Genomic DNA, 20,366 nt, shown 5'->3' with positions numbered 1-20,366 from the left:
ATTTGTGCCACGTTCCGCCTGTCCGTTTAGGCATCACCGCCTTCGACATACTCGAAATAGCTAAAGTCCGCCGGCTCTCCCGCGCCCGACATATCCTGGCATGCCATGCCGACAAAGGCGCCGGTGAAGTTGGGCAGGCCCGGCAAAGTTGCCTCGTCAGACAGGATACTCGCGTCGAACCGCTCAGGTAGCCATGTCCAGGCGCTTGATCCGGCACACCGGTATCCGAAGCGAAGGCTTTCGTGATCCACCTCGACCCGCAGTCCGATCGGTCCCGCGTCGATTGCGGTCGGCTGCGTCATCACGCTGCTGCCGAGCGGAGTCGGGATCGCCGACAGCACTTGAAGCACGCGCCGGCCATCATCGTCGACCGTAACGTGAAGGTAGTGGAACTTGGTCGAGTTATAGTAGCAGACCAGCCCCGCCGCCTGCTGGAAGGTACGCGGGTCGAATGTGACGCATGTTTCGGCGGCATAGGCGAACGCCTGCTGCCAGCGTGCGACCAGCGACTGCGTAAAATGGCTCCCGATCGTCTCGCGGCCGTACAGGCGCAGATAGCCGGGCCGCGCGGTGAGGCTGAACAACCGATCGGCGTCCGGCGTGCGAAGCCATTGGAAGGCCTCTGGCAGCACCGCGGTATCGAACACGCTACGATCGCGTCGCGGTTCGGGAGGGGCCGACCGCGTGGTCTTCTCCACGGCCAGCACCGGGCTCGCGTCTCCGTCAAGCGTCCGCAGCCAGCCGTCCTTGCCCCATCGCATCGGCTGGATCGCGGTCTCGCGTCCTAGCACGCACCGGTCGCTGACAGGCAGCGGCCGCCCGCACAGATACACCATCCAGGTTTCACCGGTCGGCGTTTCGACCAGATCGCCGTGGCCGGTTCGTTGCAACGGCACATCCTGCTTGCCCGCCGCGGTCAGTACCGGGCCATCGGGATGTACCGCATACGGGCCGAACAGCGACCGCGACCGCGCCATCACGACGGCATGGTTGCGCTCGGTGCCGCCTTCCGCGACCAGCAGATGATACCAGCCGTCGCGCTTGTAGAGATGCGGACCCTCGGTGAACCCGAGCGACGTACCCTCGAAGATCAGTCGACGGTCGCCAAGCAAGCCGCCAGTCGCAAGGTCGATTTCCTGCACGACGATCCCGGCGAAACGACGCCCCCCCGGCCGGTGGTCCCACAGCATGTTCAGCAGCCAGCTCCGCCCGTCATCGTCGTGGAACAACGCTGGGTCGAACCCGCTGCTGTTGAGATGGACGGGATCGGACCAGGGCCCGTCGATATGCTCGGACGTGACCCAGTAATTGTGGAAATCGCGCAGCGACGCCCCTCGAGCACCGTCGATCGTGGTCTGGCCGTAGCGCTTAACGTCGGTGTAGATCAGGTAAAACTGGTCATTGACATGGCTCAGGTCGGGTGCCCAGACCCCGCAGGAATCCGGGTTGCCGCGCATGTCCAGCTGGCTCGCGCGAGTGAGCGGCCGAGTCACTAGTCGCCAGTTCACTAGATCGCGCGAATGGTGGATCTGGACGCCGGGATACCATTCGAAGGTCGAGGTCGCGACATAATAATCGTCGCCGACGCGAACGATCGAAGGGTCCGGATTAAAGCCGGGAAGGATCGGGTTTCGAATGGTCATGCGGGCTTTCGTATCAGGACCCAGAGGAGTGCGGCGCCCAGCAAGTCGAGCAGTCCGAGAAGAATGAAGAACGGTTGATAGCCGACCTCCGCGACCATCGATCCGAGCACCAGTGTGAAGATCAGGACGCCGAGATTGGCGGCGGTGCCCGACATTCCCGTCGCGGTCGCGACCTGGTCCTGCGGGAATAGGTCCGACGACAGCGTGATGACGGTCACCGACAGCGTCTGGTGCGCGAAGCCGCCGAGGCACAGCAGTGCGATCGCCGCGATCGGGCTGGTCACGGTGCCGACGAACATCATGCCCGTCATCAGCACCGCGCCCACCGTGAAGGCGCCACGCCGCGCATCGATCAGGTCGACGCCGCGCCGTTGCAGCCACGCCACCACGATCGGCCCGAACAGGCATCCGAGATCCGCCGCCAGGAACGGCAGCCACGCGAACATCGCGATCTGGCCGAGATCGAAATGTCGTACCTGCACGAGGTATAGCGGCATCCAGAACGACAACATGCCCCACACCGGATCGGCGAGGAACCGCGCCGCGGCGATCGCCCACAGATTACGACGTCGCAAAAGTTCGCCTAGCGGCGGCCGCTTGCGATGCGTTGCGAGCGACGCCTCCTGTCCCGCGACGATCAGCGTATGCTCGGCCGGCGACAGCCGTCGGTGCTTGGCGGGCGGCGCATACCAGAGCAGCCAGCCGATCACCCACACCAGTCCAAGTGCGCCCGCGATGAAGAAGGCGGCCCGCCAGCTATGGTTGAGTACCGCCCAGGCGACCAGCGGCGGCGCGAACACCGCCCCGAACGAAGCGCCGATCTGGTAGATGCCGCCCGCGACGCCGCGCTCACGGGCCGGAAACCATTCGGCGACCAGCTTCATCCCCGCCGGTTGCGCCGATCCCTCCACCAGCCCCAAAGCACCGCGCAGCCCGGCAAATCCCATCCAGCCGCTCGCCAGCCCATGCGCCATCGTAATCAGCGACCAGAGCGTGACGAACAGCGTGAAGCCGATCTTCAGCCCGACCACGTCGAGCACATAGCCGGCCAGCGGCTGGAACATGATGCCGATCTGGAACGCGCCGGTGATCCAGGAATATTGCGCGGCGCTGATATGCTGTTCGGCCATGATCGCCGGCGCCGCGACGCCGAGCACGCTGCGCGTGAGATAGTTGATGACCATCGCCACAACGAACAGGCCGATGATGGTCCAGCGGATATTCGTGAAGCGCCGCACCCTCACCCCCCCGGTAACGTTATCATGTCGTGGTAGCCGTCGATGCTCGGCTTAGGCAAGCATTGCTGTTTCAGAAAAAGCGCTGGACGCTCGGCGGGTCGGTTTAACCGCCGGTTTTGCCGTGTCGTCCGCTTGGCGCACCATTCCTGTAGACGACACCGACCCGCTCTTCGGCATCGACTGGCGGCGGCGCATCGCAGGATAGATTACGCCGACTAACAAGAAAACGGTCGAGACCCGACCAACTTGCATCGCAGGGCCAAAGGTCTAGGTCGAATTGATGTGCATGGTTCGGACTGTAGAGTTTGACGTGACGGTCGTGGGGCAGGGTTGAAGGGATCGGTGTGAAGGAACGCGCTCGGCGCCCGCGCAGCCCGACGATCATCGATGTCGCCGCCCGGGCCGGGGTATCGCCGATGACGGTGTCGCGCGTCATCAACGGCCGCGCCAGCGTCGATCCGACGACGCGCGCCAGCGTGCAGGATGCGATAACGTCGCTCGGCTACACGCCGAACCTCGCCGCGCGCAGTCTGGTCACGTCGACCGAACTGAAGATCGGCGTGATCTACGCCAACCCCAGTGCCGCGTTCATGAGCGATTTCCTCACCGGCGTGTTCGAGGAGGCATCGATCCGAGGCGCACGCCTGATCCTGCTGAAGGGCGAAGACGGCCGCCCGCCGAGCCCCGCCGCGCTGGAGGAGCTGGTCGCGTCGGGCATCTCCGGCCTGATCTGCGCGCCGCCGTTAAGCGAGTCCGCGGCGGTCCTCGACGTGTTGCGCAAGGCGCGCGTACCGGTAGCGGCGGTTGGTGCACACGGTGTCGACGACGTGATCTGCGTCCGTATCGACGATCGTCTCGCGGCGTACGAGATGACCCGCGCGCTGATCGCGCTGGGCCACCGCCGTCTCGGCTTCGTCGTCGGCAACCCCGATCAGGTCGCCAGCCTCAAGCGGCTCGACGGCTTTTACGCCGCGGTTCGCGAACATCCGGGCATTCGCGCGACGGTCGCGCAAGGCGATTTCAGCTTCGCCTCCGGGCTCGCTGCCGGAGATCAGTTGCTACAGGCCGATCCGCCTCCCACCGCCATCTTCGCAAGCAACGACGACATGGCCGCTGCCGTCGTGTCGGTGGCGCACCGACGCCAGTTGGACGTACCACGTGAGCTGACGGTCGTCGGGTTCGACGATACCACCGCGGCAGTGATGCTGTGGCCGCCGCTGACGACGGTGCACCAGCCGGTCCGCCGACTCGCGGCGGAAGCGCTCGGCCTGCTGGTTGCGGAGATCGCTACGCCATCGAGGACCCCCGTCAAACGTACCGACCGGGTGCTGGACCACGAAATCGTCAAGCGACAGTCCACGTCGCCGCCGCAGGACGACGCCGCGTCTTAGCGCCGCCTGCCGTTCTGTTAACTTCGACAGCCTCGACCTAGCTCTATCGATAGTATGAGTACTGACTCCGCCGCACTCCCGACGAAGTATTACGTGGTGACGTTAGTAGACATTGAAATACCCGCCCCGCGCAAACTCAACCGCCCCGCAGCAACCGCATCACCAGCGTGCGGATACGTCCGTGAGCCTCCTTCGACGCCGCTAGCACGCCGTGGCGTTCGGGCGGGAGGAACGCCAGCGGATGTCCGTCCGGACGGAACACATAATGATCGAACCACGCCCGCCACGCCGCGCGCTCGGCCGGCGGGCGTTCGGCGATCGTCAGGAGCGACAACAGCATCGCGGTATAGGGCTGGTCCGGCCCCGCGCTGAACCCGTCCCACCAGAAATTGACCAGGACATTGACGTCGCCGACCGCCTCGACCTGATGCCACCAGAGTTTCGGCACGTAGAGCGCGTCGCCGGGCTCGAGTTCGACGACCAGTGCGCGATCGCGGGCGTTTTCGAACCGAGGGAAGCGCGGATCCCCCGGGTCGCTGCCGACCGCGAGGCTGATCGGCTGGCCGGCGAGCGTGTGATCGATCGGTCCGACATACAGGTCGCGGATCGCATCGGGCGGGAACAGCGTGAAACGCCGACGCCCCGCCGCGACGCACGCGACATTGTCCATCGTGTCGTAGTGGCAGGCGACCGTCGATGCGTGTCCGACCCAGAACCGGGGCCGTACCGCGGGCGGCACGAACGGCAGGCGCGTCGTCTCCTCAATGCCGGGGAAATACGTCTCCGCCGTCATCGATCCCATGTACATGCTGGCTCGGTCGGGGTCCGCCGCACTGTCGAGGATCCGGGTCAGCGCGTCGCCGAACGGCAGCGTGGTGCGGTCGAAATTGAACCCGGCCATCGACGCGTCGTAATTGTACCGCGCGCCGATCTCGGGCTTGCCGACGAACACGTCGGCGAGCTTGCCGATGTCGAAACGGCGAAGCTGCTCCACGACGCCGTCGAGTGCCGCACCCTTCGCCACACCCGACAGCATGGGCCAATCGCGCGCCACACCGCGCAGCACCGCCGGCTCGCACCGCGTCATCACCTCGGCCCGGAACCTCTCCGGATCGCGCAACGCATCGGCAGACGCTTCGTGAACCATCAGCCGATGTCCACCAGACGGTTGTTCCGAATCCGGCCGAGCGTGCGCAGGTGGCGGACCGATCCGGCCTGCGCATAGGCGAGTTGCAGGTCGCCGCGGCGAAACAGATCGAGCACCGCGGCATCAGTCAGCGCATGCAACGCGTCGAGGCTGACGGTGTAAAGCCCTTCAAGGGTCAGGTGTTCGCCATCATCGAAGTGCATCGTCACGTCGATCGGCTCGAGCAGGCGGTGCTTGAGAAAGCGCTCGATCATCGCATCCGTCTCGGGAATGCCGGACTGGAGGACATGCAGGGCCTGCTGGACGCGCTTGAGTGGTAGCGCTGCCTCACCGTTCATGTCGAACAAGAGCTGGCCGTCCGGCGCGGTGAAAACGCCGTGTTCGCGGTCGACGACCAACTGCCCGTCGGCGATGTAGAAGCCTTGCCGTTCGAGGTCGGCAGGCCGGTAATCGGGCGACGCACCCTTTACCGTCATCAGGTTGCGCCCCGGCTCCAGACCCATCACGACACCTGCGTAAAAGGCGCCGGTCTCCGGGTGTTTCGTGAAGAGGATCGCGTAATATGGTGCGGCTTGGAGGAATTCATCCGCAACGATCTGCGCGAATTGCCGCTCGCCATCATGCGCGCGCGATACGCGCAACGCCGCATGCTGTGCATGGCTCAGCATCTCCCAGATCGGCATCCCGTCTCCCTCCGTGCAGTCTTCTTGCTCGTGAGATCGCACATGCGGCGCCGGTTGCAAAGCGTCGTCGCGACCACTCATACAATTGCTTGCATTGGGCCGCGGCGTGATTATTGTGAGCGCTACCGTAGAGGATCGAGACGGTGCGGGAACGCGCATGATTCGATCGTCGGAGTAATTTTGTCGCTTACGCCTCTCAAAAGAAGGGCGGTGCGGCGTCGCATGAGGGGATGTTTGACCGTGACCACCACAACGCGCGCTTTCGGCTTTCGGGGACTGGCCCACCCATCGAGCGCTCTCGCCTGCGCGACCAGCGTACTGGCGATGATGTGGTCGATCCCGGCTATGGCGCAGGATCAGGGCAATCTTCAAAACAGCACTACCACGCAGCCGACCGCACCGCAGCCAGCGGTGCCGACGACTGCGAATACGACGACCGCATCGGAGGCCGGACAGCCGCAGGATCTCGCGACCGCGCCCGACGCGTCGCAGGGCAACACGGTCCAGGGTAGCGCACCGCAGAGCGACGACATCATCGTCACAGGCTTGCGCGGGTCGCTCCAGCGCAACCTCGACCTGAAGCGCACGTCTTCCGGCGTCGTCGACGTCATCTCGGCCGAAGACATCGGCAAGTTCCCCGATTCGAATGTCGCCGCCGCTTTGCAGCGCCTGCCTGGCGTGACGATCGTGCGCTCCGGCTCGCGGGGTGAACCGACGGGCATCGCCGTGCGCGGCTTTGGCAACGACTTCAATACGACGCTGTATGATGGTCGTCGTATCTCGACCGCGACCGGCGGTCGCCAGATCGATTTCAGCACCGTCGGCGTCGACTTCATTGGCCAGCTCAGCGTTCTGAAGACGCCCGACGTCACTCTGTCATCGAGTTCGATCGGTGCGACGGTGGACATCCAATTCCCGAAGCCGTTCGATCATCCCGGCTTCCGCCTTGCCGCATCTGGCTCTGGTTCGATCCAGGAACGCTCGGGCAAGATCGCGCCGACCGCTGGTCTCCTGATCAGCAGCACGAACAAGGACGAGACGTTCGGCGTCTTGGCGGACGTGATTTACACGCAGCGTAAGACCGATACCAACCGCGTGTACGTGTCCGGTTGGCCGGGCGGGAACTTCGCGCCGTGCCAGCTCGCCGGCAGCACCGGGGCCTGCGCCCCGACCAGCGACACTGCGTCGGCAGGTTATGCCAATCCGAACAACCGGCAGAACCTGCCGGGCTGGTTCCCGCAACAATATGGCGCCGAACAGCAGCGCGTGGCTTTGATGATGTAACCGCCCCCCGACGGCATTAAAGTGGAAACGGGGGTCTTCAACTGATGGAGGAGTGCGGTGATGTCGGAGATTGTTACGATCGGACTCGATCTGGCGAAGAGAGTGTTCCAAGTCCACGGGGCTGATGGAGCGGGTCATGCGATCCTGCGCAAGAAGCTGAGCCGGGATCAGTTGCTGCCGTTCTTCAGTACGCTTCCGCCGTGCACGGTCGCGATGGAGGCTTGCGGAGGCTCGCATTTCTGGGGGCGGAAGATTGCCCTTCTGGGCCATGAGGTTCGCCTGATCCCGCCGGCGTATGTGAAGCCTTTTGTGAAGCGGCAGAAAAATGATGCGGCGGACGCCGAGGCGATCTGCGAGGCGGCGCAACGCCCATCGATGCGCTTCGTGCCGGTGAAGAGCGAAGAGGTACAGGGAGCTGCCTCGGTGTTCCGGGTCAGGGAGTTGATGATCCGGCAGCGCACCCAGGCGATTAACGCCTTGCGCGGCCATTTGACAGAGTTCGGCAAGGTGGTGCCCAAAGGCGCTGCAAATATCTCCCGCCTGATTGCCATTGTGGATGATCCGGACAGCGGCCTGCCTGCTCAGGCTGTTGCGACATTCCGGGTGCTTGTCGACGCGCTCGTCGGCCTCGACGCGCAGATCGAGAAGCTGAACGCCGAAATCACCCATCGCGCTAAAGAGAATGAAGTCGCGCAAAGGTTGATGACGATCCCCGGCATCGGTCCCCTGATCGCCACAGCCATCGCGGTGCTGGCCCCACCACCGGAGACGTTCCGTCGCGGCCGCGATTTCGCGGCCTGGCTCGGCCTCGTGCCGCGACAACACTCAACGGGCGGCAAGCAACGCCTTGGGGCAACGACGAAGATGGGCGAGCGATCCCTGCGCCGCCTCCTGATCATCGGGGCCAACAGCGTCATCATCAAACGGAGTGTCCATCAGGCAGCTCGACCGGGCACCTGGCTGGCAGGAATGCTGTCGCGCAAGCCGTCGATGCTCGTCCGTGTCGCGCTGGCCAACAAGATGGCGCGCGTCGCCTGGGCGTTGATGATCAAGGGTGAAAGTTACCGGGCTCCGGCTGCGGCGGCATAAGCCGACCGTCAGTCGCGAGGCGTCGGAGCGTACGAGGGCAAGGAGCAGTTTGGCGCAACGGTCGTGAGACGGGGATCGGGAAAACCAGTTTGCAACAGAGTGCCTTCGAGCACGCGGCTTTGATCTGGACCCGACCTGCGAACACCATACGGGCCCGCGGCAGTTGTAAGGCCGCATCATGAGGCCGGACATATGTCAGCACCCGACACGCGCCACAACGAGTTTCAAAAACCCTCTTGCGTATGGGGCGGTTACATATGTTGCAAAACTGACGCTGGGGATTCCCCGAGGGAATCGAGCGAGATAGATGGGCGCGATGTCCAAACCTGCCGCACCGAAATACCGCACGATGAACTGGCCGGAGTATAATGCAGCGCTGAAGCGGCGCGGGTCACTGGAAATTTGGTTTGATCCGCAGATGCACTGGCTGTCGAAGCCGTGCGGTCGTCCTGGTCGGCCGATGCGATTTTCGGACAGCGCGATTGAGCTCTGCCTGACGCTGAAATCGCTGTTCAATCTGCCTTTGCGGCAAGTGACAGGGTTGGTGGCTAGCCTGATCAAGCTTGCCGGGCTGGACTGGCCGGTGCCGGATTATACGACGCTATGCCGACGGCAGAAGACGTTGGTCGTCGAGCTTGGCGGGCGACCTAGTTCAGGCGGCCTGCGCCTTCTGGTCGACAGCACAGGCATTAAGATGACGGGTGAAGGTGAGTGGAAGACGCGCAAGCATGGCGCCTCCTACCGCCGCCAGTGGCGCAAGGTGCATCTGGGGATCGACGCGGCAACGCTGGATATCCGGGCCATCGAAGTCACGACGAATGCCGTCGGCGATGCGCCGACGCTGCCAAATCTACTGGCGCAGATCCCGCAGGACGAGCAGATACTCAGCGTCAGCGGAGATGGCGCTTACGATACAAGGGCGTGCCATGCTGCCATTGCCAAACGTGGTGCAGAGGCGGTCATTCCGGTCCGTCGCAACGGGCAACCATGGACGAAAGACGGTCCTGGCGTCGATGGTCGCAATGAAGCGCTACGCGCTACAAAGCGCCTTGGCCGCGCTATCTGGAAGAAGTGGAGCGGCTATCATCGCCGCAGTCTGGCCGAGACCAAAATGCACTGCTTCAAACTCCTGAGCCAACGCGTTGTGGCTCGTACCTTCGATCGTCAGATCACCGAGCTCAAAGTCCGTGCTGCAATCCTCAATCGCTTCTCCAAGATGGGAACGCCGATCACTGTCCGCATCGCATAATATCTTCAAGTAAAAGGGCGGTCATGCTCTCGAGGCGTTATGCAACATATGTAACCGCCCCATACGCAAGAGGGTTTTTGAAACTCGTTGTGGCGCGTGTCGGGTGCTGACATATGTCCGGCCTCATGATGCGGCCTTACAACTGCCGCGGGCCCGTATGGTGTTCGCAGGTCGGGTCCAGATCAAAGCCGCGTGCTCGAAGGCACTCTGTTGCAAACTGGTTTTCCCGATCCCCGTCTCACGACCGTTGCGCCAAACTGCTCCTTGCCCTCGTACGCTCCGACGCCTCGCGACTGACGGTCGGCTTATGCCGCCGCAGCCGGAGCCCGGTAACTTTCACCCTTGATCATCAACGCCCAGGCGACGCGCGCCATCTTGTTGGCCAGCGCGACACGGACGAGCATCGACGGCTTGCGCGACAGCATTCCTGCCAGCCAGGTGCCCGGTCGAGCTGCCTGATGGACACTCCGTTTGATGATGACGCTGTTGGCCCCGATGATCAGGAGGCGGCGCAGGGATCGCTCGCCCATCTTCGTCGTTGCCCCAAGGCGTTGCTTGCCGCCCGTTGAGTGTTGTCGCGGCACGAGGCCGAGCCAGGCCGCGAAATCGCGGCCGCGACGGAACGTCTCCGGTGGTGGGGCCAGCACCGCGATGGCTGTGGCGATCAGGGGACCGATGCCGGGGATCGTCATCAACCTTTGCGCGACTTCATTCTCTTTAGCGCGATGGGTGATTTCGGCGTTCAGCTTCTCGATCTGCGCGTCGAGGCCGACGAGCGCGTCGACAAGCACCCGGAATGTCGCAACAGCCTGAGCAGGCAGGCCGCTGTCCGGATCATCCACAATGGCAATCAGGCGGGAGATATTTGCAGCGCCTTTGGGCACCACCTTGCCGAACTCTGTCAAATGGCCGCGCAAGGCGTTAATCGCCTGGGTGCGCTGCCGGATCATCAACTCCCTGACCCGGAACACCGAGGCAGCTCCCTGTACCTCTTCGCTCTTCACCGGCACGAAGCGCATCGATGGGCGTTGCGCCGCCTCGCAGATCGCCTCGGCGTCCGCCGCATCATTTTTCTGCCGCTTCACAAAAGGCTTCACATACGCCGGCGGGATCAGGCGAACCTCATGGCCCAGAAGGGCAATCTTCCGCCCCCAGAAATGCGAGCCTCCGCAAGCCTCCATCGCGACCGTGCACGGCGGAAGCGTACTGAAGAACGGCAGCAACTGATCCCGGCTCAGCTTCTTGCGCAGGATCGCATGACCCGCTCCATCAGCCCCGTGGACTTGGAACACTCTCTTCGCCAGATCGAGTCCGATCGTAACAATCTCCGACATCACCGCACTCCTCCATCAGTTGAAGACCCCCGTTTCCACTTTAATGCCGTCGGGGGGCGGTTACATCATCAAAGCCCTTCGAGATTGCCCGCGATCGCGGGCGAGTGGACGGTGATCCGCTCGATCGTTACCGGCCGCGCACCGGCGACGGGCGGCGGCCCCGGCGTCTTGACCTGCGCCGAAGCGGGACCGCTCGAGAGCATCGCCAACGCGGTACCAAGTATGACGAGCATCGTGTTCACGGACATCCCCGTTTTCTTGGTCACGCGGCCGCGAGATCATTGCCGCGCAGTCGCACCGCTTTCCCCGGGGTCAGCGCGACCTCGACACGGCGCATGCCGAGCCGGATCACACGGCGCCCCGACAGCTCGCCGCGCACCACCGCCTCGACCAGTTCGCCGCCCTGCCAGCGCAGGTCGACCGAGCACCGCCCCCGCGCGCGCAGCCCCGTCACGGACCCGGCCGGCCATGCGCGCGGCAGCGCGGGCAACACCAGGATCTCGTCGCCACGGCTCTGCATCAGCATCTCGGCGATCGCCCGCGTACCGCCGAAATTGCCATCGATCTGGAACGGCGGATGCGCATCGAACAGATTGGGATACGTCCGCTCCGGACCCAACAGGAATGCGAGGATGCGGTGCGCGTGATCGCCGTCGCGCAGCCGCGCCCACAGGTTTGCCCGCCACGCGGTCGCCCAGCCGGTCGACTCGTCGCCGCGCAGTTCGAGCGACCGTCGCGCCGCCTGTGCCAGCGCGGGCGTCCGGTCGAGATCGATCTGGTCGCTCGGAAACAGCCCGTAGAGATGCGAGACGTGGCGGTGATGCGGCTCTGGCGCGGCCGTATCCCAGTCGCGTTGCCACTCCTGAAGTTGCCCCTGCGCGCCGACGTGATCGGGCGCGAGGCGGGCGCGTGCCGCCGCCACCTCCGCCGCAAACGGTGCATCAAGCTTAAGCAAGGCCGCCGCCTGCCCGACCTGATCGAACAGGTCGCGCAGGATCTGCATGTCCATAGCCGGCCCTGCGCAGATCGACGCGCCCGCCGGGTGGATGTTCTCGGGCGACAGCGACGGATTGGTCACCAGCGCACCGGTCGCCGGATCGGTCTGGAGCGTGTCGAGAAAGAACAACGCTGCCCCGCGCATCAGCGGATAGACCGAGCGCAGATAGGCGAGGTCGCGCCCATAGTCGTAGCGATCCCACAAATGCGTGCACAGCCACGCGCCACCGGTCGGCCACAGCCCCCATTGCGCACCATCGATCGGCGCTGTCGCCCGCCACAAATCGGTATTGTGATGGCACACCCAGCCCCGCGCGCCGTACATTTTCCGCGCGGTGCGAGTCCCAGTGAGGGCCAGTTCGCGCACCATCTGCACCAGTGGCGCGGTGCACTCGGCCAGCGCGGTCACCTCCGCCGGCCAGTAATTCATCTCGGTGTTGATATTGACGGTGTATTTGGATTCCCAAGGCGGCTTGATCGCGTCGTTCCAGATACCCTGCAGGTTCGCCGGCTGCGTCCCCGGTCGCGACGACGCGATCAGCAGGTAGCGGCCATAATCGAAATACAACGTCGCCAGTGCCGGATCGTCGCCGGCCCGATTGGCGCGGACCCGCTCGTCGGTCGGCTTCTCCGCCGCGGCCGTACGCCCGAGATCGAGCGTCACGCGACGGAACAGCGCACGGTGCGCAGCGCTCGTCTCGGCACGGATCCGCTCGACGCCGCGCCGACTGGCACGATCGAGCGTGGCGAGCGTCGCGGCTTCAGGGTTTCCGCTCACATCATCGAACCGGCGATAGCTGGTCGCCATCGCCACCAGCACCGTGACCGCACGTGCCCCCGTGACGCGAACCCGGCCGCCGTCCTTCGAGACGACACCGCCCACCGTCGAAACCCGCGCGCGCGCCGCAAAGCGCAACCGTCCCGCAATCCCCGCCCGCTCGCCATTATGGCCGGCCAGCGTCACCGTTGCACCGTCGATCGAGACGCTGGCGCCAAGCTGCGGCGACTGGAGTCCCACCAGCAGGTCGAACGGCCGATCGCCGACCAAATGCACCACGATCACCTGATCCCCCGGCGACGCGAACACGTCGCGCCGAAACCGCGTGCCACCCATCGTGAAGCTCGTCGTCGCAACCGCCACGTCGAGATCGAGTTGCCGGACATAGTCGCCGACCGCCCCCGACACGCCCGGCATTTCCAGCAGCACATCGCCGACCGGCTGATACGCCATCTGCGTCTTGGGTAGTCCCATGACCTGCGCATTGGCGAGCGCCTGTGCCTCGGCAAACTTGCCTGCGTCGATCAACCGCCGCACCTCGGGCAGCGCCGCGTGCGCTGCCGGGTTGACCGGATCATACGGCCCCCCGGTCCACAGCGTGTCCTCGTTCAGCTGCAACCGCTCGCTGGCGGTCCCGCCGAACACCATCGCGCCCAGCCGGCCATTGCCAACCGGCAAGGCCTCAGTCCAGGCGACCGCCGGCTGCCGATACCAGAGCCGTGGACCATCGACAGTTGCCGCCGCCCAGGCGGGCACCGTCGCCGATCCGGCAAGGGCAGCGACGGCGACCGCCGCTGCCCCTTCCAGCATGTCACGACGCGTGGGTTCGATGGTCGTCACCCGATCAGCGCAGGTCGAGCACCAGCACCGACTTCGCCGGTACCGTGAGCGTCAGAGTACCGCCCGTCACCTGCGCGCCCGCGAACGGCTGCGGCGTCACCGTGTTCGGCGCGTCGAAGCTGTTATGCGCGTCCATCGCAGCGCCGGTGATGATCCGACCGCTTGCCTGCGTCGCCTGCAACCCGGCGAGCGATACCGAAACCGGCATCGCGCGGTTCGGATCGAGATTGACCAGCGCAACATGCACCTGCCCCGCCGTGTCGCGCACCGCCGACGCGCTGACCGCAGGCACCGCCACCTCGTCCTTGTGATACCAGGGTGAGGTCACCTGGATCGGCAACGACGTCGCACCCTGCCACGGCTTGTACAAGTCGAACACCCAATAGGTCGGCGTCTTCACCATCTTCGCGCCGTCGGTCAGCAGCATGGCCTGCAACACGTTCACCATCTGCGCGATCGCCGCCATCCGGACACGGTCGGCATGATGCGCGAAGATGTTGAGGTTGAGCCCGGCGACCACCGCGTCGCGCAGCGAATTCTGCTGCTCGAGGAAACCGGGATTGCTGCCCGGTGTCGGATCGTACCACGTGCCCCATTCGTCGACCGCGAGCATCACGCGCTTGGCCGGATCATATTTGTCCATGATCGCCGAATGCTTGGTGATGAATTCCTCCATCTCCAGCGTGTGCGACATGGTGCTCGCCCATTCGCGCTCTGGGAAGCCGATCGCTGCGCCCTTATCCTTCCAGTCCTTGTTTCGCGGCCGCGTATAATAGTGCAGCGCCAAACCATCGATATTCTTGCCGGCGATCCGCATCATCGCCTCGGTCCACTCGTAGTTCGAGTCGCTCGGGCCGCTGGCGATCTTGAGCATCGTGCCGTTCGCGGACTTGGCGAACTGCGCGTAGCGGTTGGTCAGGTCGGCGGCATATTCGGCGCGCATGTTGCCGCCGCAGCCCCATAGCTCGTTGCCGATGCCGAGATACTGGATCTTCCACGGTTCAGCATGGCCGTTGCGCTCGCGCTCCTTCGCCAGCACGGTCGTGCCCTGCGCGGCGGTCATGTACTCGACCCACTGCGTGGTCTCGGCAGGCGGTGCGCTGCCGACATTGGCGGAGACGTAGGTGCTCGCGCCGAGACGGTCCATCAACCCGAAATATTCGTGCGTGCCAAACGCATTGTCCTCGTTCACGCCACCCCAGTTGGTGTTGACCTTGGTCGGGCGGCTCTTGGTCGCGCCGATCCCGTCGCGCCAATGATATTCGTCCGCAAAGCACCCGCCGGGCCAGCGCACCATTGGCACGTTAATGGCCTTCAGCGCATCGAGCACGTCGCGACGATAGCCGCCGTCATTGGGGATACGCGAGCTCTTGCCGACCCAGATCCCGCCATAGATGCCGTGGCCGAGATGCTCGGCGAACTGCCCGAACACGTCGCGGTGGACGACCGCACCCGGCTTGTCCGCCTGCAACGTCGCCGTCACCGTCGGTGCCGCCGCATCCTGCGCCGCCGCCGACGTCACGAAGCCAGCCCCCGCCAGCATCAGCGGCGCTAACGTCAGTGCCACGAACGCGCGCGTGCGCCCGCGCGCCTGGCCGGAACCCGACTGTGAAGTGCGTTGCGTGAACAGGTCCATACTCTCCCTTTCGACCGCCATGACGCAGCCCCATCTTTTCGATACTTGTAGGAGTAGTTCAATCTCGGCCAGCGTCAACGTCGGCCGGAGATCGGCTACGGTCGCTTGAAGGTCCAGCGCCCGGCGGGGCTAGCCGGATCGAAACGGGCGAGCGTCGGCGTGCTGGCGCCGATCGCTACGAGGGCCGAGTTTGCGCGACCACCGGCCACGGACTTCGGCATGATCCGGTAGGTGCCGTCGGTGAGCTGGTCGATTCGCCACAACTGTTCGGTCGCGCCCGTAAACGCGGGCACCGTCTCGACCTCGCCTTGCCGCGTCGCCGCGAGCACCCGCGCGGTCCCGGCGATGGTGATCGTGTAATAGGGTGCACCGAAATACCCGCCGGCCCCCGCCGCGGGCGCGATCGTCCACAATTGATGCGGGCGGTTCATATAGTCGGCGAGGTCGACGCGGATGCGACCCTGCGGCCAGCCCGCCGAATCCTGCGCCAATGTCTGGTCCGGGATCGGACTGACCGGGTCGGTGGGCTTGGCCATGAAGCTGCGGCGCGGGTCGAACGCGATCCTTACGACATCGGTCGCGAGGCCGAGCGCGTAGCCGCTCCTTTCGGAGGCGACCTCATAGGTGCCGGCCACGACGTTCTCGCCAGCGACCGGCCAGCCGTCGGTCCAGCGGAGCGGCTCGATCCCCAGTACGCTGCGGCCGCTGCGATCCATGTCCGCCTCGTAATGCATCGAGAATTTCTCGACGCCGCCGTCCAGCTCGATCAGCCCGAAATGGCCGGGGCCGATGGTGCGACCGCGTGCGCTGACGACCAGCTTGCCGCCACCGCGGAGCAACGGCGTCCCCATGTGATCGACATACGGCCCGAGCGGGCTGCGCGATCGGCCGACGCGGATATGGTAGGTCGAATTGGGCCCGTCGCAGCACGTCCCGTGCGTGCCGAGCAGGTAATACCAGCCGTCGCGGTGCATCATTGCGGTGGCTTCCATGTCGATGGCCACATCGACCGGCTGGTTGCCGGCGATGCGCAGGCCGGTCCTGGGATCGAGTTCGATGATGCGGATCGGCCCGAAATAGGTGCCGTAGGTCAGCCATAGACGGCCATCGACGTAGAGGAATGCGGGGTCGATCGCGTCGGCGGTCTCCACCCCGTCGCTCGACGCGACCACGCCGACGTCGTGATATTTGAACCGCGGCGATTTCGGATCGAGCGACAGCGTCCACATGATCTTGACCTGGCTCGCATGCCCGCCGGACATCCCGCCACCGCCGACCGCATAGGCGACGTAATACCGGTCCCCGATCTTGACGACGTCGGGCGCGACGCCGCCGCCGGGACGCTCGGGCCCGCTGCGCCAGGTCCAACCATCGTCGGAAACAAGACCACCGCCACGCGTGCCGAACGTGTAGAATTTGCCGTCCGACTCGGTCACCGTCGACGGATCGTGGATGAAGGTCTCGCCCTGCAACTGCGCGATGGCAGGCGACGCACCGGCGGCGAGGATCACGGACAGCCCGAGAGCAGCGGCGGCAAGACGTGTCATGAGAGGCTCCATGCTAGCGAACATCGGTCTTGAGGTCGGTGATCGGTCGGCCGGTCTCGTCGACGAAGCGCACGCAGAAGGCGCTCAGCCCGGGGCCGTTGATCACCGCGCCGCGCAGGATGTTGCGGCCCTTGCGCAGGGTCACGCGGTCCGACAGCACGTCGTCCATCACCATGCGGCGATCGTTGAACAGCCCGACCGTCTCCTTGCCGTTCAGCCACCAGATCGACGCCGAGTTCGACCCGACCGCCAGCCGCACGTCACGCATCTCGCGCGGGCTGTCGACGATCGTCACCGCCCAGAAGATGACGCCGTAGGTCGGCTTGCCGAGGCCCTTGGCGAAGCTGAACAGCTTCACGTCGAACGCGCTGGAATCGAGCGCATGCCAGCGCAGCGATCGTGCCGCCGTCACGCTCTGCCCGTCGCGCGGGACGGCGCCGAACTGGCCGGGAAAATACTGCGTGGTCAGCGCCTGGCGGACATAGGTGGCGGTGAACCCCGCATTGCTCCGGTTGGGCTTGTCGATCGGCTCGAGCAGCAGCCAGCGACGCAGGAAACCGTCGCTATCCGGCGTGGTGGCGCGTTGCGTCACCGGCTGGAAATACGGCGCGAGTCCCGTCGCCGTGTCCTGCCCGTTCGCGCCGGACGACATTCCGGCCAGCGCCGCTAGCGCCAGCAGCGGCGCGGCGCGCAGCCCGATCGCCCGAACTCTCGTAAAGCGTGTCATATCCGTCTCCCCTGCCATGGTGTCATCGCCGTACGAGCATGCCGTTGGCGTCGAGCCAGTGCATGAAATCCTCGAACCAGCCGGTGCTGGTGGTGCCCGTCTTGCCGAGCCCGAAGCCGTGCCCGCCCGCCTGGTAAAGGTGGAACTCGACCGGCTTGCCCGCCTTCTGCCAGGACTCGATCAGGCCGAATCCCTTGTTGGCGAACAGCGGGTCATTGGCGGCGAGCACCGCGAACAGCGGCGGCGCGTCGGCTGGCACGCTCACCGCCTCCATCGATCCGTAGATCGGCGCGATGAAGGCCAGATGCGTGTCGGGGGCTGCCAGCGTGGTCGCCATCGTCGTCATCGCCCCTGCCGAGAAGCCGACCATCCCGACGCGGGCAGGGTCGATCTTCCACTCGGTTGCGCGCGCCCGCACCATGGCGACCGCAGCGCGCGCGTCCGCGATCTGATCGCCGAGCCCGGCGATCGCCTCGTCCGGGCTCATCCGTCGCTGCGGCTGCGCGGCACCGGCGAACATCGCCGTGACCGATCGCTCGAACCCGCCCATGTCCGCCGGGGTCGGCTTCAACCGGTATTTCAGCACGAACGCCGCGATCCCCCGGTCGGCGAGCGCCTTGGCCACGCGCCAGCCCTCATTCTCCATCGACAGCATCAGGAAGCCGCCGCCCGGCGCGACGATCACCGCCGCCCCCGTCGCCTTGGCCGGATCGGGCAGGAACGGCGTCAGCGTCGCAGTCGTGACGTTGCGCGTCATCGCGACCCCGTACTGGCTGAACCACGCCTCGGGTGCGGCCTGCCCCTTCACCCCGCCGGTGTTGAGCGGGATCGCGCTCGGCTCGGCCGGAGTCGCCGTCACGGTCATCCGCGCGTCCTGCGCCATGACCGGTGTCGCCAGTGCCAGCGCGCCGGCAAATAGTCCGCATCCGATCGCCCAACGCATTGTCTTCTCCATCAAATCGTCCGTCACACCACGCTCACGACAGCAGGATGCGCCGCGCGGCCGCCTCGGGATCGTCGACCATGCGGCTCGTGGCATCGAACACCATCGTCTGGCAGCGCTGCGGATCGGTCGGCGTCCAGCTGAAGCCCGGCTGGCTCGGATTGCCGGTCCGCGCGAAGTTCGCCCACGCCGTCGACATGGTCCGTGCGACGCGCTGCGCTTCGGCCGAGTTGCCGGTGCCCTGGTCGCAGAGCGCGGTGTTGTCGAAGCAGAAGGCGAGATCGGCGGTGTGCCACGCGCCGGCGACGCCGCCGAGTTGCGGCGACTGCCACTGGAACAGATATTGGTACACCGGCGCGCCGCGCTGCGCGTGTTTCAGCCGCACCATGTCCTGCACGCGGTTGCGGTTCTGCAGGCCCTGCACGCCGTACGCCAACGTCCGCACGGCCTTTTCGGGGTGCGCCTGTTTCATCGCCGCGATCAGCCGCCCCGCCTTGTCGCCACCCATCTGCGTCGTGAGATCGGTTCGCCACTGCGTCTCGCTCGGGTTATAGCCCCAGCGCATGCCCTCCTCGCTAACGTTGCCGATCATCACGGGTACGTCGCGCGACACCTCGGGCGCTATTTCGGAGTAGGAGCGGACGTCGATCACCTTGCCGTCGAGCGTCGGGTTCCAGCCCACGCGCGGGGTCAGCGAAGGCCCCATCGGCCCGCGCGGTCCGTTGATCTCGGTCGCGACCTTGTTGCCCGCCTCGAACAGCGGCTTCCAGGCGATCCGCTGCAGCGCGCCCAGATCCTTCGGTCCGATACTCAATTCGCGCAGCACGCGCCGCGAGAACTCGCGCGACTGTTCGGCGGTCGGCAGCGACCCGCCCCCGCCCGATTGCACCGCCGCGCGGTGGATCAGGCCCTTGCCGGTCGCCATGCCGAGCAACGTCGTCACCTTCGACCCGCCGCCCGACTGGCCGTAGATCATCACCGTGTCGGGATCGCCGCCAAACCGCGCGATGTTCTCCTGCACCCAGCGCAACGCCGCGACGCAATCGGTCATGCTGACGTTGACCGACTCCTTATACGCCGCGCCGCCGACTTCGGTCAGGTCGAGGAACCCGAGCACGTTCAGCCGGTGGTTGATCGACACCTGCACCACGTCATGATGCCGCGCCATCTGCGCACCGTCGTGCGACGCGAGTTCGTACGACGATCCGAACGCGAACCCGCCGCCGTGGAAATACACCATCACCGGCCGCTTGCCCGAGAGCGACGGCGTCCAGACGTTCAGCTTGAGCATGTCCTCGCCGACGAACCCGTCGGTCCATTGCTGGAGGAACGTATGCTCGACCGCGCTGAAATCATGCAGCGTCTGCGGGCAGTTCGCGCCATAGGACAGCGTGTCGCGAGTCTCGGTCCAGCGCTTTGGCGGCTTGGCAGGCAGCCAGCGATTCTCGCCGCCGGTGTCCGCGCCGTAAGGCACGCCCTTGAAGGTGTAGACGCCGTCCGAGACATAGCCGCGAACCGGCCCGTATTGCGTCCGCGCGATCGCCGATTGTGGCGTCGAGCAACTGCCGGCGCGCGAAGCGGACGATCCGGGCGCAGGCTGCGCGCGACCGATGGCGGGCAGCATCAGCCCTGCCCCGGTGGCGATCGATGCAAACATCGCACGACGACGATCGACGGTTGGCCCGGTCATCCTCTTCTCCCTGTCGATTGCGTGCTGGCATTCTCCGACGTCCCGAAACCGAAACCGTCGCGTGCCCTTTGCAACCTTGTATGAGTATTAGGGTGATACCGCTACCCTGTCCATATGGCAAAGGCGACAGCGGGTGGCGTCTGCGATTGTT

15 protein-coding genes and 1 pseudogene are annotated in these 20,366 nt (G+C 65.4%); 4 read left to right on the top strand and 12 right to left on the bottom strand.

Features of this window, described 5'->3' with window-relative positions:
- Positions 1-26: 26 nt before the first annotated feature.
- Both HMP09_RS15710 and HMP09_RS15705 read right to left on the bottom strand, forming a co-directional pair.
- Entirely contained in the window at positions 27-1,643 is a 1,617-nt protein-coding gene (locus HMP09_RS15710; RefSeq protein ID WP_176501132.1) for a glycoside hydrolase family 43 protein, read from the bottom strand.
- Positions 1,640-2,881, bottom strand: coding sequence for an MFS transporter (locus tag HMP09_RS15705; protein ID WP_232090379.1), 1,242 nt, complete (start codon positions 2,879-2,881; stop codon positions 1,640-1,642). Before HMP09_RS15705 ends, HMP09_RS15710 begins: the two co-directional genes overlap by 4 nt.
- 344 nt (positions 2,882-3,225) lie before the next feature.
- Here HMP09_RS15705 and HMP09_RS15700 point away from each other — a divergent pair, with 344 nt between their 5' ends.
- Positions 3,226-4,272: a LacI family DNA-binding transcriptional regulator gene (locus HMP09_RS15700; protein ID WP_232090377.1), complete on the top strand. Its 1,047-nt coding sequence runs from the start codon at positions 3,226-3,228 to the stop codon at positions 4,270-4,272.
- Positions 4,273-4,408: 136 nt separating this feature from the next.
- Here HMP09_RS15700 and HMP09_RS15695 read toward each other — a convergent pair whose 3' ends face one another.
- Both HMP09_RS15695 and HMP09_RS15690 read right to left on the bottom strand, forming a co-directional pair.
- A complete protein-coding gene (locus HMP09_RS15695) occupies positions 4,409-5,419 on the bottom strand; it encodes a cupin-like domain-containing protein (protein ID WP_176501131.1) in 1,011 nt (336 codons plus the stop codon).
- Entirely contained in the window at positions 5,419-6,102 is a 684-nt protein-coding gene (locus tag HMP09_RS15690; protein ID WP_176501130.1) for a SapC family protein, read from the bottom strand. The genes HMP09_RS15695 and HMP09_RS15690 overlap by 1 nt, the downstream gene beginning before the upstream one ends.
- 324 nt (positions 6,103-6,426) lie before the next feature.
- On the opposite strand from HMP09_RS15690, the pseudogene HMP09_RS15685 reads away from it, so the two are divergent.
- From HMP09_RS15685 to HMP09_RS15675, 3 genes and pseudogenes are all read left to right on the top strand, one after another.
- A pseudogene (locus tag HMP09_RS15685) lies at positions 6,427-7,365 on the top strand (TonB-dependent receptor plug domain-containing protein); the annotation flags it as partial.
- An 81-nt stretch (positions 7,366-7,446) separates the two neighbouring features.
- Positions 7,447-8,475, top strand: coding sequence for an IS110 family transposase (locus HMP09_RS15680; RefSeq protein WP_176498987.1), 1,029 nt, complete (start codon positions 7,447-7,449; stop codon positions 8,473-8,475).
- A gap of 316 nt (positions 8,476-8,791) precedes the next feature.
- Positions 8,792-9,724 carry an IS5 family transposase gene (locus HMP09_RS15675; protein ID WP_176499899.1) on the top strand — a complete coding sequence of 311 codons (933 nt, stop codon included), beginning with the start codon at positions 8,792-8,794 and terminating at the stop codon, positions 9,722-9,724.
- A 305-nt stretch (positions 9,725-10,029) separates the two neighbouring features.
- On the opposite strand, the gene HMP09_RS15670 is transcribed toward HMP09_RS15675, so the two are convergent.
- From HMP09_RS15670 to HMP09_RS15635, 8 genes are all read right to left on the bottom strand, one after another.
- On the bottom strand, positions 10,030-11,058 hold the full coding sequence (locus HMP09_RS15670; protein WP_176498987.1) for an IS110 family transposase: 1,029 nt from the start codon (positions 11,056-11,058) through the stop codon (positions 10,030-10,032).
- 68 nt (positions 11,059-11,126) lie between these two features.
- Positions 11,127-11,324 (bottom strand): hypothetical protein, encoded by a 198-nt coding sequence (locus HMP09_RS15665; protein WP_176501129.1) that lies wholly within the window; start codon positions 11,322-11,324, stop codon positions 11,127-11,129.
- The gene (locus HMP09_RS15660; RefSeq protein ID WP_232090375.1) at positions 11,321-13,672 is read right to left on the bottom strand and encodes a glycoside hydrolase family 95 protein; all 2,352 of its coding nucleotides are present in this window, start codon (positions 13,670-13,672) and stop codon (positions 11,321-11,323) included. Before HMP09_RS15660 ends, HMP09_RS15665 begins: the two co-directional genes overlap by 4 nt.
- 4 nt (positions 13,673-13,676) lie before the next feature.
- Positions 13,677-15,215, bottom strand: a complete 1,539-nt coding sequence (locus HMP09_RS15655; RefSeq protein ID WP_176501821.1) for an alpha-N-arabinofuranosidase — start codon at positions 15,213-15,215, stop codon at positions 13,677-13,679.
- Between the two features lie 188 nt (positions 15,216-15,403).
- Positions 15,404-16,855 (bottom strand): family 43 glycosylhydrolase, encoded by a 1,452-nt coding sequence (locus HMP09_RS15650; protein WP_197942438.1) that lies wholly within the window; start codon positions 16,853-16,855, stop codon positions 15,404-15,406.
- Positions 16,856-16,868: 13 nt separating this feature from the next.
- The gene (locus tag HMP09_RS15645; RefSeq protein WP_176501127.1) at positions 16,869-17,582 is read right to left on the bottom strand and encodes an acetylxylan esterase; all 714 of its coding nucleotides are present in this window, start codon (positions 17,580-17,582) and stop codon (positions 16,869-16,871) included.
- Positions 17,583-17,604: 22 nt separating this feature from the next.
- Positions 17,605-18,525 (bottom strand): alpha/beta hydrolase, encoded by a 921-nt coding sequence (locus HMP09_RS15640; protein ID WP_232090373.1) that lies wholly within the window; start codon positions 18,523-18,525, stop codon positions 17,605-17,607.
- 34 nt (positions 18,526-18,559) lie between these two features.
- Positions 18,560-20,215, bottom strand: coding sequence for a carboxylesterase/lipase family protein (locus tag HMP09_RS15635; RefSeq protein WP_176501125.1), 1,656 nt, complete (start codon positions 20,213-20,215; stop codon positions 18,560-18,562).
- Positions 20,216-20,366: the final 151 nt, after the last annotated feature.

It is taken from the genome of Sphingomonas sp. HMP9 (assembly GCF_013374115.1).
GTDB lineage: Bacteria > Pseudomonadota > Alphaproteobacteria > Sphingomonadales > Sphingomonadaceae > Sphingomonas.
Note: the sequence above shows the minus strand (reverse complement) of the source record. Positions and strands in the feature narration are given on the sequence as shown.

What these genes read in the sequence shown, in the direction of transcription:
- HMP09_RS15710 (WP_176501132.1), bottom strand. Translation starts at nt 1,643, where the DNA reads ATGACCATTCGAAACCCGATCCTTCCCGGCTTTAATCCGGACCCTTCG.
- HMP09_RS15695 (WP_176501131.1), bottom strand. Translation starts at nt 5,419, where the DNA reads ATGGTTCACGAAGCGTCTGCCGATGCGTTGCGCGATCCGGAGAGGTTC.
- HMP09_RS15690 (WP_176501130.1), bottom strand. Translation starts at nt 6,102, where the DNA reads ATGCCGATCTGGGAGATGCTGAGCCATGCACAGCATGCGGCGTTGCGC.
- HMP09_RS15680 (WP_176498987.1), top strand. Translation starts at nt 7,447, where the DNA reads ATGTCGGAGATTGTTACGATCGGACTCGATCTGGCGAAGAGAGTGTTC.
- HMP09_RS15675 (WP_176499899.1), top strand. Translation starts at nt 8,792, where the DNA reads ATGTCCAAACCTGCCGCACCGAAATACCGCACGATGAACTGGCCGGAG.
- HMP09_RS15670 (WP_176498987.1), bottom strand. Translation starts at nt 11,058, where the DNA reads ATGTCGGAGATTGTTACGATCGGACTCGATCTGGCGAAGAGAGTGTTC.
- HMP09_RS15655 (WP_176501821.1), bottom strand. Translation starts at nt 15,215, where the DNA reads ATGCTGGCGGGGGCTGGCTTCGTGACGTCGGCGGCGGCGCAGGATGCG.
- HMP09_RS15650 (WP_197942438.1), bottom strand. Translation starts at nt 16,855, where the DNA reads ATGACACGTCTTGCCGCCGCTGCTCTCGGGCTGTCCGTGATCCTCGCC.
- HMP09_RS15645 (WP_176501127.1), bottom strand. Translation starts at nt 17,582, where the DNA reads ATGACACGCTTTACGAGAGTTCGGGCGATCGGGCTGCGCGCCGCGCCG.
- HMP09_RS15640 (WP_232090373.1), bottom strand. Translation starts at nt 18,525, where the DNA reads ATGCGTTGGGCGATCGGATGCGGACTATTTGCCGGCGCGCTGGCACTG.
- HMP09_RS15635 (WP_176501125.1), bottom strand. Translation starts at nt 20,215, where the DNA reads ATGACCGGGCCAACCGTCGATCGTCGTCGTGCGATGTTTGCATCGATC.